The following is a 16,190-nucleotide window of genomic DNA, read 5'->3' on the forward strand; positions in this document are numbered from 1 at the left end:
GACAACGGAAGAGCAAGCCTTGAGCTCCTCCCTTTTGCTTGATTATTAAGGTGGTTACAAGTCTCAGATCCAAACAACTCCAAAAAACCCCGGTTGAGTATGGGATAACCACCTACCTTTCGGGCACATTAAGAATAAATCGTTAAAACAAGGTGAGACCTCATGCTCGTTCGTTTTGGCTTTGTCGCCATGTCGGTATTGCAGGAGAAAGCCTCTCCTTCCAAAGCAGTAACCTTTAAGAATTACCAACAGCTTGCCCGGCAAAACCCCGGAGCTGCGCTGGATAAGGTTAAGCGGGTAGCCAGGGAAAACCTGTTCAATACACTGCGCCTGCTCAGGCATTGCCAGGTCAACGGGGTAAAGTTATACCGCTTCTCTTCAAAGATAATTCCACTTGCTACTCACCCGGAGTTAACAGACTGGGATTACTTAACAGAGTTAAGTCCCCAGTTGCAGCAAATAGGGGAATTCGTTAAACAGCATGAAATGAGAGTTACCTTTCATCCTGACCATTTCACATTGATTAATACCCCCCGCGAGGATGTTTTCCAGGCATCGGTGAACGACCTTATGCATCACTGCAGGCTCCTGGAGGTTATGCGACTGAATGACCAGGCCAAGTTAATTACTCACATTGGTGGCGGTTATGGCAACAAGAAGTCTGCGTTGGATAAGTTCATTGAAAACTGGGCCCGTATTCCTCAAAATATAGCTAGACGCATTGCCCTGGAAAATGACGACAAAACATTCACCGCCCGGGACACGCTCTGCTTATGCCAGAAACTGCAGTTGCCTATGGTATTGGATATCCATCACTTCAGCTGTAACCACGAAACAGATAGCCGCCTAGAAGATATTTATCCTGGATTTGTGGACACCTGGCAGGAGACCGGGTTACCGCCTAAAATTCACGCATCCAGTCCCAAAAGTGAAGCTGACTCTCGAGGCCACCATGATTATGTGGAGCCAGGCAGCGTGTATAACTTTATTAAGTTGGCGAGGGAATTGCCAATAGATTTGGATGTAATGGTTGAAGCCAAGCAAAAGGACCAAGCCATGTTTAAACTAGTTCAAGATTTAAGTCAATTACCGGGTATTGTACCAGTAAGCGCTGCAAGTGTCAGAATTTAAACTAATCACCAACTGCCCCTTACAACCAGCGTATTAAAGCAACTTGGCAACACCTACCTCCAGTTTGTGAAACTCAAAAACAATTTCAGCAGAATTTTTTGCTTCCTGTAAAGGGTGCTGCTGCTGAATTAATATGCTTAGTGATTGTTCACTTTGTATTTTATGTAAAAGGAAGGATATTGGATTTACTTTTTGAATATAGACATAAACAATGTCCCCAGTTTGAGGAGGAACCGGTATACAAATTAAATTAATAATGGAGGAGATGTGGATTTTGTTACATCGTCTACTATGAATTTTAATAGGCAGGTGCTAAGTAAATGAAAATTATTGGTTTAAACGGAAGTCCGCGCAAATCTCAAAGCCGTACCGGGCAGTTGGTGCAGGAGATATTAAACAGTGCCGGTGCAGCAGGCGCTGAAACTGAATATCTTAACATCACCGACCTAAAGCTGGATTTTTGCATTGCCTGCGGCAAATGTCATCATATCGGTTACTGTATCCTTAAGGATGACTTTGAGCCATTGATGGAGAAAATTATTGCTGCTGACGGATTAGTGGTAGGAAGCCCGGTTTATATTTATCAAATAACTGCTCAGTTAAAAGTGTGGGTTGACCGCTTGGGCGGGCCGACCATCCATTGCCAAAAGCTTCTTGGGAAATACGGGGCAGTGGTCTCTACCTCCGGCGGTGCCGGTGAAAATGAAACTGCCCAGTATCTAGAAGCAACTTTAATAAATACGGGCATGCAGTGCGTCGGACGCATTGCCAGCGGTATTGAGCTGGATGGTTTGCTGCCCCTTGATTCCCCTTTAATGCAAAATGCGCAAGAATTAGGCCTTTCCCTGGTCCGAGCGATTGAGCATAAGCAGGAATTTCCTGAACAAACCCAGGTCCACCATCAATTTAGAGAATTTTTCCGGTATGTGATTAGCCAACAGCAGGAAGCCTGGAATTGGGAATATAAATACTGGCAAGAAAAGGGTTGGTTATAAAACAGTTAGTTCCAAAGAATAACTAATCAACAGTCTTAGCTCGAACTTCCTTCGGACTAAGGCTGTTTAATGTGAAGCATTGCCATGCTGCCAGGTTCAGCAGTTGGCCTAGTCCAATTTTTGAAAACTGACCAAATCAAGGTCTACCCCGCAATAACTCCTTTAGTCCGCTGTAAATCGCTACCACATCATCTAGTTTCATACGTACCAGACCACTTGAAGAGGGGACCACAAAGTCAGTAATTCCGGGTACAACAGGTTCTTTTTGCTTACCCCAGGGTACATTACGCCGACCGCTGTACTTTTCGTATACCCCCTTGCCTACATAACACACTACATGTGGTTTGTAATATGCCAGCTTCCGACGCAGCTCGACTGCGCCTTTCTGATATTCCTGGGTCGTAATTTCAGCGGCTGCCCGGGTTGGACCTGACACAATATTCGTAATACCATAGCCCAGTTGAAGTAAACCGGCATCTTCCTCCGGACTATATTTGCGCGGTGTTAACCCCGCCCTGTACAAAATATTCCAGAACCGGTTGCTCGGGTTAGCAAAGTGGTGTCCTGTTTCCGATGAGCGGAGGCTGGGATTATAACCCACAAAAATTATTTTCAAGCCTTTTTCTAGAATATCTGATAACGGCTTTAACATATCAATATTCCCCATACATAATTAAAATTACTTGACGAGCCAAGTGTCAGGCTGCTGGATAAATGCCAGATTGCCAGTTCTATATTTTATTTTAATGCATTGAACCGGGACTAACAATAAATAATCAACATTACGGATTGTGATAGAGATTGTCTATCTAATATAAACATTTCCCCTCAACTTGCGGGCGGAGTTTATGCCAACAGGTTATATTTCATCACTATCCCCATAATCCAGTAACTATGTGTTAAAATATAATGGGTGATTAATGTAATGTTATGGTTTTTGTTTAATAATAACAACATGTTGATCAAATTGAATAATAATCAAGTGGCTATCCCAGAACAGAAAGATATAACGAGGCTGGCAATTCAGATAGATAGAGAAGTTCAAATCGGCGTTTTGGAGAACTCCCCTTGTTATGCTGCAGAATTCAGTCAGGTTTCGGAAGCGCTACCGGATGGCTTTGCATACATGAGTTTAAGAAAACTATTTTTTAAAACCGGTGAGGAGGTTTTTGGCATTGCCGGGCGCGCTTATCAAATTATACACTGGATACGCACACACCAGTACTGCGGTAAATGCGGTAGTTTAATGGAAAATAAAGCTGGTGAACTGGCCAGAAAATGTCCCAACTGCGGCATGACAAGTTACCCGCGCATATCTCCTGCCGTAATCGTTGCTGTAGTTAAAGATGAGCAGCTATTAATGGCTAGCAATATAAGTTTCCCGACTAGTTTTTACAGCGTGCTGGCAGGCTTCGTTGAACCCGGAGAGACTTTAGAGGCATGTGTGCAAAGAGAAATTAAAGAGGAAGTTGGTATTGAAGTTAAAAATATCACTTACTTCGGTAGCCAGCCCTGGCCATTTCCAGACTCCCTGATGATCGGCTTCACTGCCGAATATGCCAGCGGTGAAATTACCGTAAACAACACAGAACTAGCCACGGCGGATTGGTTTACACGCTCCCAACTGCCGGGAAATATCCCGAACATCAAAACAATTGCCGGACGTCTGATTGAGTGGTTTTTACAGGGGGGTACACATGGACTATACTCAAATAATAAAAGATGAATTGCAGCATTATGCTGATCCCAAGAAAGCAGAATACTTGCCAAGGTTCTTTAAGGCTCACCCCGGTGGTTATGGTGCCGGGGATAGCTTTATCGGGGTTACTGTGCCTAATCAGAGGAAAGTTGCTAAAAAGTATTATCAGCAAATACCCTTAGAGCAACTAGTGCAACTGCTCCATGCTCCCGTACATGAGTACAGGTTAACAGCGTTATTGCTACTGGTTTACAAATTTGGGAAGCTAACCGCCGAGCGGGATAAACAAGCTGTTGTTGATTTTTACTTGGCCAATACCCAGTATATTAACAACTGGGACCTGGTAGATAGCTCAGCAGATAAAATTCTTGGCGCTTACCTGCTGGATAAGGATAAAGAAATTTTGTATAAGTTAGCCAACTCCAACAACCTGTGGCAACAAAGGATAGCGATTATGGCCACTTATTACTTTATCAAGCAAAACAGGTTTGATGAAACCTTGAAAATTGCCGAGATGCTGTTAAACCACCAGCATGATTTAATACATAAGGCAGTGGGCTGGATGTTAAGGGAGATTGGCAACAGGGATTTTGCCGTTGAGTTCAATTTTCTACAGGTACACTACCGGCAAATGCCCAGAACAATGCTGCGGTATGCTATAGAGAAATTCGAAGAGGTACTGCGCCAGCAATTCTTAAAAGGTATGGTTTAATGCCGTATAATTTGCTTAACTTCTTCATCAGTAACCTGGTCAAAGTTGGCATAAAACTGTCCGACTGCATAAAAAGGCTCCGGCACCAGGGGGCAGACCACCTCATCCACCTCGGTACTGAGCATATCAATTACCTCAGCCGGCGCCACCGGTACTGCTAAAATTGTCTTATGTGGCTTGAATATTTTTTTAATGGACATGATAGCGGCTCGGGTGGTAAAGCCAGTGGCAATACCATCATCAACAATAATCACCGTTTTGCCTGTATATTCAGGGTATTCAGTATTACCTCGATATTCTTGCATTCTTCTTTTGATTTCTTTTATTTCTTGCTTGATAAAATCACTAATGGCCCCTTTGCCGGTAAACTGCAACAGCTGTTTATTTTCGGTTAACAGAACTGTGCCGTCCTGAGTTACTGCCCCAATGGCAACCTCCGGATTAAAGGGCGCGCCAATTTTTCTGGGGATGATAATATCCAGCGGCAGCCTTAGCTCTTCCGCAACTTGAGCAGCCGTCACTACTCCTCCCCTTGGTATAGCCATAATCACGCCATCAGCAATATCCTTTTCTTTTAAAATACCAGCAAGCACCGCACCGGCATGAATCCTGTCTTGGTAAATATAATTTTCCACAAAAATTCCCTCCAATTTTTGTAGAGTAATAGCAAGGTTAATAAATACAATTAGAAGTTTATGTATTTTACCATTAAAATATATATATTTTGAAAATTTATGCACAACATTAGCAAATACTATCTATAGACATCTACGAAATAAATCGCTGGCAAGAACCTGACCAGCGATTTTCTAAGCGCTATCTTACTAATAGATTTTATACCTGTTTAACTTTTTATACAGCCCTGCCCGGGATATGCCTAGCATAGCGGCGGTCCGGTTTTTATTACCCGCACAGGCTTCCAAAGCATCTAAAATAGCTTCCCGCTCAATATCTTCCACAAGCTTCGACAGCCCGCCTTTATGGCGTTTCCCCTTCAGCCTTCGACTATTTTGCATATAAAGGGGTAAATGTTCCTTACGGATGATATCACCATCGATAATATTAAAGGCCCTTTCAATTACATTTTCGAGTTCCCGGAGATTTCCCGGCCACCGCTGGTTTTTGAAAATTTCAATGACCTCTTTATCCGCCCCGGAAACATGTAGGCCGAAATCTTCATTAAACCGTTTAATAAAATAATTAACCAGCAGTTCAATGTCTTCAATCCGACTGCGCAGTGGCGGAATATTCAGGGTAACTACATTAATCCGATAGTACAGATCCTCACGGAATTCTCCGTTAATAATCATTTCCTCCAGGTTGCGGTTTGTAGCGGCAATAACCCGCACATCCACCCTACGAGTTCTGGTATCCCCTAGGCGCTCTATCTCTTTTTCCTGAAGCACGCGCAGCAGCTTAGCCTGCATCATCAAGGGCATATCACCGATTTCATCAAGAAAAATTACTCCTTTGTCGGCGAACTCAAATTTTCCCATATGCCCGCCCTTTTGAGCGCCGGTGAAAGCGCCTTCGTTATAACCAAACAACTCAGATTCAAGCAGTGTTTCCGGAATCGCTGCGCAGTTTACCCGAACAAACGGGCTCTGGCTACGGCCACTTTCGCTATGAATAGCCCGGGCAAAGAGTTCCTTCCCTGTACCGCTTTCCCCCCTGAGTAGCACAGTGGAATTGCTTTGAGCCACCCTTTTAACAGTTTCTTTGAGGGCAATAAACCCGGGACTTTGGCCAATAATGCGGTCGCAAATGGATGGTACCCGCTGCCTATAGGAAATTCCCTCCCGACGGTATTCTTGCAAGTTACGCTGTTTCTGCGTTTTAGTCGCTAGAGCTTTATCAGCAGTTTTAAGGGAAACAATACCTAGCGCACCAATAATATGCCCGTCCTTTTTGATGGGCATCCGGTTAGCTGTAATTTCGTAACCATTTAAGTTCGTAACATAGCCGTGCTCGGTTTCACCATCCTCTATTGACCGGCTAAATATTGGGACGCCTTGATAAATCTTTTGCACGTGTTGACCTACTAAATCCTGCACCTTTTTACCAAAGAGACTGGCAAAAGGCTGGTTAACCATGGTAATAATATAGTCTCTATCAATAGCAATGATACCATCGTTGGATAACTCCAGAATATTGGCCAGAGTTTCTTTAAGTCCGAATGTATTTTCAACATTTGAAGTTTCGGTAATATCTTGAATTACCGTTACCGCTCCAGCCATTCGGCCCTTATTGAACACGGGGCTGCAATTGGAGAGGTAGATTCTGCCATTTAGCACAAACTGGCGCCCCAACTGAGGATGGCCACCTAACAGAACGTCTAACAAGCCGGTTTTCGGTAAATATTTATGTACCGGCTGCCCTTTGAGCAACCGAACCGGTAGTCCAAAGAATTTTTCCACCTGGTAATTGCCGTAAATGATTAAGCCTTCAACGTTCACAGCCAGCACCGCATTGCTTGATGAGTCAATAATGTCTTCAAGTTTGAGCTTTGCAGTTCCCAATGTTTACACCAAACCTTTTCTGTGTGATAAAAGTAGACATTGTTCACATTCGCCGGACACAACTAAAAAACCTGCCTTGGAACAACAACAACTGAAATTTTGCCTTATTAAGCCCTTTCCGCCTAGTTTATACCTAAGCTGACAGTTATAGTCTAACCACATCCTTTTGGATTCAAGTACATTTTAATTAGAAAACATTATTGGCATGAAATTTGCCAAATCTTGCCCCCTGCATGGATATGTGATAAAATTCCCCCAGATCGAATAAAGGAGCAACAACATGACAAAACCATCTATTGCCTTTATCGGGACTGGCAAGGTAGGCTCGGCCCTAGCTATTTTGTTGCAAGCCAAAGGTTACCCCGTTACCGCCGTAGCCAGCTTAAACCGGTCATCGGCTGAGCAGCTGGCCAGCCAGTTGAATTGCCCTGTGTTGAGCAACCATGAGGCAGCAGCTAGGGCTGAGTTAGTTTTTATTACCACCCCCGACCGCAATATTGCTTCCGTAGCCGCCGAGATTGCAGGAGCCGGCGTTCTGCGGCCAAGTCAAATTGTAGTGCACACCAGCGGAGCTCATTCGGCAGATGAACTAACGGGTGTCCGGGAAACAGGCGCACTGGCGGTTAGCATTCACCCGCTGCAGTCCTTCGCCGAAGTTCAGGCCGCGATGAAAAACTTGCCCGGTTCGTACTTTGCCCTGGAAGGTGATGAAAAGGCCTTGCCCCTAGCCAGGCAAGTGGTTGAGGACCTGAACGGCAAATGGTTCACTATTTCCGCCGCCGACAAACCCATTTACCACGCTGCGGCCTGCATTGCCTCCAATTATCTAGTATCGCTAATGCACTTTGCTACCGTATTATACACAAAATTCGGGCTAGGTCCCCAAGAGGCATTTGCAGCTTTATATCCATTGGTGCAAGGGACGGTAGCCAATATCACTAAGGTAGGTCCAACACAAGCGCTGACCGGGCCGGTAGCCAGAGGCGACTCCCCCACTATTGCCGGACACATCAGAGCCCTGCAGGAACATGATCCCCAGTTGCAGGAGCTATACTGCATCTTGGGTGAATACACCATCAAGGTAGCCCTGGAAAAAGGCGGTATCACCGCACCACAAGGCGAAGAACTATATAAAATCTTCCGACAAAAATAGGTCTTTAAAAACGGGTTTTTAATCATGCGCTCGAGACCAGCAGCACAGCGTTTAATGTGCCTGGTCTGATGCAAATACGCCAGACAAAGCTTTTGCTCGGAGGTTAACTCAACCAGCACCTTGCTTTCTACCTAAGCAGCAGTTATCCTCACACCCCATTTGTTAACGTACTTATGAAATGCGAAAAAGCCTCTTGCAGCACAGGCAGAAAGAGGCTTTGAATTTTAAATACCAGGTTTGAGCCGCGACACTTTCGGGTAAAATCATATTTGTGATTAAGCTTATTGGCTTTTTTCCATTTGTTCAAATAAAATATCCTTGAATTTTGCCCGATCCGCCGGATTAATTAAAATTTCATTAATTTTGGTAAGTGTACGGCCCTTATAGGAAGCAACCAGGATTTTCCCTTTAGCGGCCGTAATACCGCCAATCTCACTGAAAGGTATTTCCTTTACACCGGACAAGCTTTTAACATATAAACAGCGCTCGGTAATAATATATTTTCTTGTTACCGCGGGAAGATAAAAAGTAATTAGATCCATAAAAGCAAATAATCCGAATACGCTAAAAAACCTGGTCCAGGACCAGACATAAAAAATCGCAAAGATCAGATTCAACGATATACCGACAATCATAATTCTTTTCAGATCTACGATAAAAGGCGGTTGTGTAGTCTCAAACAATATGTTTTCTTGAATATCCACCAGGCTCACCTCAAATTATAGTATAATTGCTAATAATTCGGCGCAGCGCATAAAAATCCTGTTTCAAAAATTATTACTCCAAAACCGGTTTGAATTACGGGTAAAAACTGCAGATTATTCCCACAATATATTATAGCTACCCAAGGCCAAGCCAGCATGCTATAATAACACTGTTTGTATATAGGCTGGATACATACTGTTGCTAAGCTGCAGATTGTTTATGCAAAAACGCATACAATTATGCAAATATGCATCAGGATATTATATGTTTCGCTAGCTTTATTGTTTAAAACCTGGTTTTAAACTACTGGCATGAATGTTGCTTAAGTAGTATATCAGTCAGGTGTGTTTTATTTTTGCGATAAGGAAGGGGATTTCCCGACATAATAATAGTAAGAGACATGCATTTGTCCTTACCAGGTAAGTTTTTTTGTTTTTTTAATATCAGAGGAAAGGAGGAGTTATATAATGGCAAACGTTAACGCCCCGATGGCTGGAAAATTAATCTCCGTTGATGTAAAAGTTGGAGATACCGTTAAGAAAAATGATCCCGTAGCTACTCTGGAGGCCATGAAAATGCAAATTAAAGTATTTGCACCGGCTGATGGTAAAGTAGCAGAAATTAAAGCTGAAGCTGGTGCCAACATTGACCCTTCAGTAGTAATCATGACTCTGGAGTAATTTTTTGTTTTTTTTACGGCCGGAGTAAAGAAAAAAATGTGTCGGCCGTCTTCGCGGGACCCCTTCCTTATCTAACACCTGCGCGACGGCCGTCAACATTTTTTTAAAATTAAAACCTAGGGGAGGTGTGCCTTAGTGGAATTTTTGCAGTCGGCAGCATTTTGGAGCGGTTTAGCGCAAATTTGCCTCATTAATTTGATTTTAAGCGGGGACAATGCGGTTGTTATTGCCCTTGCCTCCAGAAATCTGCCGCCCAAACCAAGAAAGTTAGCTATCCTTATTGGTAGCGGCGCAGCTATTGTTCTGCGTGTTATTTTAACTCTTGTGGCCGCTTATCTGCTTAACTTCCCATATCTACAAGCCATCGGCGGCGTGCTGTTGATTTACATCGGCATTAAGCTGCTTACAGATGAAGAAGGCGAGGAGGACATGGAGGCGTCCAGTAACATTGCGACAGCCGTTAAAACCATTGTTATCGCCGATTTGATCATGAGCCTGGATAATGTGCTTGCTGTGGCGGCTATTGCCAAAGCGGCAGGCGGAGAGCACTATATGATTTTAGTTGGTTTAGGTCTAGCGATCAGTATTCCGATTATTATTGGTGGCAGTCAGTTGCTGGTCTGGGTAATGAATAAGTTTCCACCCTTTGTCTATATCGGCGCCGGTTTAATCGGCTATGCTGCCGGAGAAATGTTTGTCGGCGACAAAAGACTTGGACCGATTTTATTTGGGAATGCGGAAACAGGCACCCATGGTCTAATGCCTCATAGCTTGGAATGGACGATTCCGGCGTTTGTTGTGTTGTTAGTTGTCGGCGTAGGCTGGTGGATACGCAAGAGAAGAGTGGCAGCCGTTGAGGGAAATGATTTCAGTCAATAATATTGGCAGTGTTTTACGAACTTATATATAGGTTATTGATCCTTAGTTGTGTTTTTGTTAAGTTTCACAAATTGGGCGGTTACCGATAACTAACTGGTTGTTATATTAGTTTTATTTTTTACTGAGGGGAGTGGTAATAACGACATGGAAGCAATTATGGCAGTTATAACAAACAATGATTTTTTATATAACGTGTTTGGCGGGTTTACCCATTTCACCTGGCAATCTGCGGTAATGATCCTGATTGGTTGCATATTAATTTACCTGGGCGCTGCTAAGGATTACGAGCCGCTGTTGCTGGTTCCTATTGGTTTCGGATGTATTTTGGCCAACCTGCCCCTAACTGAGTTAATCCATGTGCCACGTGATGGTTATGTATTTAACCATAGCATACAAGAAGCGTTAGGCGAAGCAGGCTTGATGCCCTTCGTGGAAGGCGCGCGAGTAGTTAATGAAGGTATTTTAGACGTGCTCTATAACGCAGGTATTGCGAACGAGCTGTTCCCCTGCCTGCTGTTCATCGGCATTGGTGCCATGACTGACTTTGGCCCGCTGCTGCAGAATCCCCGGGTCATGCTGCTGGGCGGCGCAGGCCAGTTTGGTATTTTCTTAACCCTGATGCTGGCGTTGGCTATCGGTTATGAAAAACTGGAAGCCATTTGTATCGCTATCATCGGAGCCTGTGACGGTCCTACCTCCATTTTTATAACCTCTATGTTTAACCCGGCGCTGCTTGGCCCGATTTCAGTGGCTGCGTATTCCTACATGTCGCTGGTACCTCTTATCCAGCCGCCGGTCATGAAACTGTGCACCACAAAAAAAGAACGGGAATTTATCATGTCTTACGAAATGCTTACCCCGGTTACCCAAAGAACCAAGATCTTATTCCCGATTGTGGTCACCATTGTTACTCTGCTAATTGCTCCGTCCGGCGGAGCTTTGATGGGTACTTTGATGTTCGGTAACTTCTTGAGAGAGTGCGGTGCGGTCGGGCGTTTAGTTCAGGCGGCAGAAAACGAAATCGCCAATATCACCACGTTATTCCTCGGTCTAACCGTAGGTGCCACCATGACTGGTGAGGTGTTCTTAACTGCTAAAACACTTGGTATCTTCGCCCTTGGTTTCATTGCCATCTGCGGCGATACTGCCTTTGGTGTCTTCGGCGCCAAGCTGATGAACCTGTTCTCAAAACAAAAGATCAACCCGCTAATTGGAGCATCCGGCATCTCGGCTTTCCCGATGTCAGCCCGTGTGGCACAAAAAGTGGGTAATGAAGCCAACCCACAGAATTACCTGCTGATGCACGCCATGGGCGTAAACACCAGCGGTCAGATCGGTTCTGTGCTGACGGCCAGCGTGATGATTGCAATTATCGGCGCTTTACAAACTATGGGTGTGGATTTAACTATTTAATAAGTAGGTGATAATTAATGGAAGCTATTGGCAACATGACTTTTGGCTGGTTGCTCACGGTTGTGGGCTTGGTAATGACCATGACCTCTCTGGGAGTTCTAATTATTGTAGTGAATATATTAAAAAAATTCCAAAATTAATAAGCTGTTATTGAAATATTTTTGCATTAGCTAAGCCTCATGGTTTATTAAATACCATGAGGCTTTTTGTTTCTACGTTTCTCATCAATCTGCCTGAAAGCAGGCACACCAGGCCTGGATTCATAATGTGGTTGGTAATCTGTTTCCCGGTAACCTACCGGTATGCCAACCACCCGGGCAGTAAAATCATCCAGGGCAAACAAATCGCTTTTATCAACCTCATGAATGCTTTTTTTACCCAGGGCACGCACTGCATCTTGTATTTCCTCACTGCAGGACCGCAAAAATTTAGCCAGGCTTTCGGCTCCCTTATGAACATCAAGCTTATTTTGATACTTGCCCTTGTACCAGACAATCTCCGGAGGAGGCTCCCAGGGCATCGGCTTCAGGGACTGGGTATGATTCATGGCAAATAAAGCCACACTGCCAATATAAACGGCATCCGCTCCCAGGGCTAGGGCTTTAAGAAAATCACCCGGGGTAGCTAACCCACCCGATACGATTAAGCTAACTTGCTGACCCAGATCATGCTTGCGAATAAAATCTGCCGCCCTTACTAAGGCAAACAGCGTGGGCAATCCAAAATCATCCTGAAGAATGGGTGTGGTGCCTTTGGAACCGGCATTGCTACCGTCCACGGTAAAGAAATCCACACCCGCAGACAGAGCAATGCTTAAATCAGCTTCCAAATATTTGCCTCCCGCCAATTTTACTCCAATGGGCACTCCACCGGTAATCTCCCTTAAGTAAGCCACCAGTTCCCCAAATTTGTCTGTCTGTTTCCCCATGCCTGGATAGGTAGCATGGACCACAGCTTTTTCTCCCCAGCCCAGTCCCATCTGTCGTCTTATTTTCCAGTCGATTTCTTGATCCTCTATGTAATGCCCTACCCCGCCGGCTGCTCCCTGGCCGATATAAATTTCAATCGCATCCGCTTGTTTTAGTATCGCCTCAGACTTATTCCATTTGCCCCGATTATATTGAATAATCAACTTACCGGCCGCATCTCTTTCAGCCTGCAGAAAGGGTCCCTCGCCGGTGTTGGTAGCCGTCCCAACTAGTTTACTGCCTTTAGCCAGGGCAATTTTAGCCTTAGCCGACAAGGCAAGAGCATAGGCCATCCCTGAAATCATAATGGGCAGTTCAATTTGCAAAGGTTTCTTAGCACAAGGCCCTATGATCACCCTTGTATCGATGGGAAGTCCCTCATCGGTGGGCAGCCGGTGCAACTGGGCAAAGTTAAACATTATACCATCAAAATTAGGTAGTTTCTTTGGACTGCCCAAAGGGCGCTTGATCATTTTCCCTGCCTGAGATCTGATATTAGTTTCAAGTATCTTCTGCAGACCGGTTTTTCGAGTTGCCGAGACAATCTCCCATAAGTTTTCCGAATAGGCGTCCACCATCAGCCGGTGCACGAAACTGTCTGCCGCTTTGTTGACAACGTTTCTGCCCACCCAAACCGCCCCATGATAGCCAATAAATGCCAGGGCAGCCTTGAGTAACATATTCTTCATCAGATTGTTATTGTCAAACATGTTTGCCATCCTTATAAAAATTATGCTAAGCAGCAAAAGCAGTTTAACTCATTATGCTGCTTAAGTTAATATATATTCTTCTATGACAGCCGTTTATCTATACTTCATTGATATATTTGCCAAGAAATCTACCATATTCGCGAAGGTTATTTTCAGCGGGGGCAAAAAAAAATCGGTGGACAAACATCCACCGAATTATATAAGGTTGTTGATTAACTATCTTTTATTACTTCTCCGCCAGATCTTCATCTTCTCGGCATCTTTAATCAGCTGTTCACGAAAGTCGGGATGGGCAATGGAGATCAGAGCCTCAGCTCTCTGCCAGGTATTCATACCCTTCAAGTTAATCTTACCATACTCAGTTACCAGCCAGTGTGTAGTGGTGCGGGTATCGGTAGCAATAGTCCCGGGAGCCAGGGTAGGAACGATGCGAGATTGCATCGACTCACTCTTGCCATAAGCCGAGGATAAGCAAATAAAACTCTTACCACCCTTGGAATAATAGGCGCCCATTACAAAATCAAGCTGCCCGCCAGTACCGCTGATTTGCCTGAATCCGGAAGATTCAGCGCTGACCTGGCCAAACAGGTCAACTTCTACTGCATTATTAATGGACATAAAGTTATCCAACTGTCCGATTACCCTGGGGTCATTGGTGTAATCAACCGTGGCACTCATCATTTCAGGATTATCATTGATATAATCATATAATTTCTGCGTACCCGCAGCGAAAGCATAGGTCTGCCGACCTTTATCGATATTCTTTTTGGAGCCATTGATTTTACCGTTGTCAGCCATGTCCACATAAGCATCAACATACATTTCCGTATGCACACCTAGATCCTTGAGGTCTGATTCAGCGATCATCATACCTATAGCATTGGGCATACCACCAATGCCTAGCTGTAGACAAGCACCATTAGGTATTTCTTCCACAATCAATTGTGCAACCCTTTGATCAACTTCGTTAGGGGCTGCAGCACCTAACTGCGCAATAGGCGGGTTCGGGCCTTCAACAATATAGTCAACCTGAGAAACATGAATAGCTACTTCAGTGCCACCCAAGCAGCGGGGCATATTTTCATTAACCTCAACTATTTTAATTTTGGCGTTATCGAAAGTAGCCATCTGGTGCGAGGCTTGAGGACCGAAGTTAAAGTAACCATGCTTATCCATCGGTGTTACCTGGCAGACAGCTACTGCAATTGGCTCTACACAGTACCGGTAAAAACCGGGTAATTCAGAATAGCGCATGGGTGAGTAAAAACCACAGCCCATGTCAATAATCTTGCGGTCAACCCCGGTGCAATGCCAGGAGTTCCAGGTAAAACGCTCGGCAGCATCTTCTACTTTCATTACCTCCGGCATCCACATGGTTACGCCGCCTCTGAACTTAACATCGGTCAGTTCACTTGCTCTTTCTGCAATAGCCTTATCAACTATAAAAGAATGCCCTAAACACCAACCGTAGTCTACCCAGTCACCGGACTTAACCATTTTCGCCGCGTCAGCAGCAGAAATCAATTTGTTCTTGTACTGATCCACAAAAGACATTAAATACCCTCCCCAATAATAGTGATTATTCTAGTTCTCCTATTTAATGGCAGCATTCACTTCATCATGGACGCTGCTAAAAATGGTGTCTGAACTCACAAATCTATCATTATAGTTGCAAATATTATACCAAACAACAATTCGTTCAGGATTCAGCTAACCAACAAAGCTAGCTAATTTGATTGTCAACGTGGTTAAACATACTATAACGAATAAGATTTATACAGAGGTAATTAACTGATTAATAGTTGTCTACAAAGTTTACACCGTATACATACGCAACATTTATCACGCACCAGCCGGGCGGCCAAATACATATATATCACTTGGCTATGGCATACTAAACTAAACATTATAGAGAGGTGATTGCTATGTTTAAACACGATAAAAACCTATTAGAAATGGTACGGGTAGAGCGGCCTAACCCACAATATGCCACCATGCTGCAGGAACAGCTAGGTGGTTCCAATGGCGAATTAAAAGCCGCCATGCAGTATATTTCACAAAGCTTCCGTATCAAAGACCCTGAAATCAAGGATTTATTCCTGGATATCGCCAGTGAGGAATTAAGTCATATGGAAATGGTAGCTTCATCCGTAAACCTGTTAAACGGTCACGATATTGACGCCGGTGGAAGCCAGCCAAGTGGAAACATCGAAGCCAATGTCTTAACCGGCCTGGCGCCTTATTTAACTAATGGCTCAGGGGTTCCCTTCAGCGCAGCTTATGTCAATGTAACCGGAGATTTACCGGCCGACATCTTGTCCAATATCGCCGCCGAACAGCGAGCCAAGGTGGTTTACGAATACTTACACCGGCAAATCAACGATAAGTATGTGCGGCAAATGATTGACTTCTTGTTAAACCGCGAGGAAGCCCATAACACCATGTTCCGGCAGGCCTTCCAAAAAATCCAGGCCACTGGTTCCAATAGAGACTGGGGCGTAGATGAAGATGCCCGGCTGTACTTTAACTTGTCCTCGCCGGGAGTTAATCACTTCAGCGTAAGCAACCCGCAAGCACCCAGCTTTCAAAGCTCCAATTCAACTCAATAAGCCCCAAATATGCTCAG

Annotated in this window: 16 protein-coding genes; 10 read left to right on the top strand and 6 right to left on the bottom strand. The window is 44.4% G+C overall.

The window, feature by feature from the left end; translation table 11 throughout:
- Nucleotides 1-162 precede the first annotated feature (162 nt).
- Complete coding sequence (gene uvsE / locus SPSYN_RS09165; protein WP_161822139.1) at nucleotides 163-1,131, top strand: UV DNA damage repair endonuclease UvsE; 969 nt, start codon at nucleotides 163-165, stop codon at nucleotides 1,129-1,131.
- 320 nt (nucleotides 1,132-1,451) lie between these two features.
- On the top strand, nucleotides 1,452-2,126 hold the full coding sequence (locus SPSYN_RS09170; protein ID WP_161822140.1) for a flavodoxin family protein: 675 nt from the start codon (nucleotides 1,452-1,454) through the stop codon (nucleotides 2,124-2,126).
- A 136-nt stretch (nucleotides 2,127-2,262) separates the two neighbouring features.
- Here SPSYN_RS09170 and mug read toward each other — a convergent pair whose 3' ends face one another.
- The gene (gene mug, locus SPSYN_RS09175) at nucleotides 2,263-2,778 is read right to left on the bottom strand and encodes a G/U mismatch-specific DNA glycosylase (RefSeq protein ID WP_161822141.1); all 516 of its coding nucleotides are present in this window, start codon (nucleotides 2,776-2,778) and stop codon (nucleotides 2,263-2,265) included.
- A gap of 273 nt (nucleotides 2,779-3,051) precedes the next feature.
- On the opposite strand from mug, the gene nudC reads away from it, so the two are divergent.
- Together nudC and SPSYN_RS09185 are read left to right on the top strand one after the other, a co-directional pair.
- Entirely contained in the window at nucleotides 3,052-3,852 is an 801-nt protein-coding gene (gene nudC, locus SPSYN_RS09180; protein ID WP_161822142.1) for an NAD(+) diphosphatase, read from the top strand.
- Nucleotides 3,824-4,537, top strand: coding sequence for a DNA alkylation repair protein (locus SPSYN_RS09185; protein ID WP_161822143.1), 714 nt, complete (start codon nucleotides 3,824-3,826; stop codon nucleotides 4,535-4,537). Before nudC ends, SPSYN_RS09185 begins: the two co-directional genes overlap by 29 nt.
- On the opposite strand, the gene SPSYN_RS09190 is transcribed toward SPSYN_RS09185, so the two are convergent.
- Both SPSYN_RS09190 and SPSYN_RS09195 read right to left on the bottom strand, forming a co-directional pair.
- On the bottom strand, nucleotides 4,534-5,172 hold the full coding sequence (locus SPSYN_RS09190; protein ID WP_243152978.1) for a phosphoribosyltransferase: 639 nt from the start codon (nucleotides 5,170-5,172) through the stop codon (nucleotides 4,534-4,536). The two genes, SPSYN_RS09185 and SPSYN_RS09190, sit on opposite strands and share 4 nt — an antisense overlap.
- Nucleotides 5,173-5,361: 189 nt before the next feature.
- Complete coding sequence (locus SPSYN_RS09195) at nucleotides 5,362-7,056, bottom strand: sigma 54-interacting transcriptional regulator (RefSeq protein ID WP_161822144.1); 1,695 nt, start codon at nucleotides 7,054-7,056, stop codon at nucleotides 5,362-5,364.
- A gap of 280 nt (nucleotides 7,057-7,336) precedes the next feature.
- Here SPSYN_RS09195 and SPSYN_RS09200 point away from each other — a divergent pair, with 280 nt between their 5' ends.
- On the top strand, nucleotides 7,337-8,209 hold the full coding sequence (locus SPSYN_RS09200) for a Rossmann-like and DUF2520 domain-containing protein (RefSeq protein ID WP_161822145.1): 873 nt from the start codon (nucleotides 7,337-7,339) through the stop codon (nucleotides 8,207-8,209).
- A 281-nt stretch (nucleotides 8,210-8,490) separates the two neighbouring features.
- Here the strand turns inward: SPSYN_RS09200 and SPSYN_RS09205 are convergent, their stop codons facing one another.
- The gene (locus SPSYN_RS09205; RefSeq protein ID WP_161822146.1) at nucleotides 8,491-8,913 is read right to left on the bottom strand and encodes a hypothetical protein; all 423 of its coding nucleotides are present in this window, start codon (nucleotides 8,911-8,913) and stop codon (nucleotides 8,491-8,493) included.
- A gap of 468 nt (nucleotides 8,914-9,381) precedes the next feature.
- Here SPSYN_RS09205 and SPSYN_RS09210 point away from each other — a divergent pair, with 468 nt between their 5' ends.
- The 4 genes from SPSYN_RS09210 (at nucleotide 9,382) to SPSYN_RS16210 (ending at nucleotide 12,026) form a co-directional block, all read left to right on the top strand.
- On the top strand, nucleotides 9,382-9,594 hold the full coding sequence (locus SPSYN_RS09210; protein ID WP_161822147.1) for a biotin/lipoyl-containing protein: 213 nt from the start codon (nucleotides 9,382-9,384) through the stop codon (nucleotides 9,592-9,594).
- A gap of 135 nt (nucleotides 9,595-9,729) precedes the next feature.
- Complete coding sequence (locus SPSYN_RS09215) at nucleotides 9,730-10,473, top strand: TerC family protein (protein WP_161822148.1); 744 nt, start codon at nucleotides 9,730-9,732, stop codon at nucleotides 10,471-10,473.
- A gap of 144 nt (nucleotides 10,474-10,617) precedes the next feature.
- A complete protein-coding gene (locus SPSYN_RS09220) occupies nucleotides 10,618-11,886 on the top strand; it encodes a sodium ion-translocating decarboxylase subunit beta (RefSeq protein ID WP_243152979.1) in 1,269 nt (422 codons plus the stop codon).
- A 17-nt stretch (nucleotides 11,887-11,903) separates the two neighbouring features.
- Nucleotides 11,904-12,026 carry an OadG-related small transporter subunit gene (locus tag SPSYN_RS16210; RefSeq protein WP_279279252.1) on the top strand — a complete coding sequence of 41 codons (123 nt, stop codon included), beginning with the start codon at nucleotides 11,904-11,906 and terminating at the stop codon, nucleotides 12,024-12,026.
- 47 nt (nucleotides 12,027-12,073) lie between these two features.
- Here the strand turns inward: SPSYN_RS16210 and SPSYN_RS09225 are convergent, their stop codons facing one another.
- A complete protein-coding gene (locus SPSYN_RS09225; protein WP_161822150.1) occupies nucleotides 12,074-13,564 on the bottom strand; it encodes an FMN-binding glutamate synthase family protein in 1,491 nt (496 codons plus the stop codon).
- A 216-nt stretch (nucleotides 13,565-13,780) separates the two neighbouring features.
- Complete coding sequence (locus SPSYN_RS09230; protein WP_161822151.1) at nucleotides 13,781-15,118, bottom strand: butyryl-CoA:acetate CoA-transferase; 1,338 nt, start codon at nucleotides 15,116-15,118, stop codon at nucleotides 13,781-13,783.
- A gap of 371 nt (nucleotides 15,119-15,489) precedes the next feature.
- Between SPSYN_RS09230 and SPSYN_RS09235 the strand changes: the two genes are divergently transcribed.
- Nucleotides 15,490-16,173: a manganese catalase family protein gene (locus SPSYN_RS09235; protein ID WP_161822152.1), complete on the top strand. Its 684-nt coding sequence runs from the start codon at nucleotides 15,490-15,492 to the stop codon at nucleotides 16,171-16,173.
- Nucleotides 16,174-16,190: the final 17 nt, after the last annotated feature.

It is taken from the genome of Sporotomaculum syntrophicum (genome assembly GCF_009932395.1).
GTDB lineage: Bacteria > Bacillota > Desulfotomaculia > Desulfotomaculales > Desulfallaceae > Sporotomaculum > Sporotomaculum syntrophicum.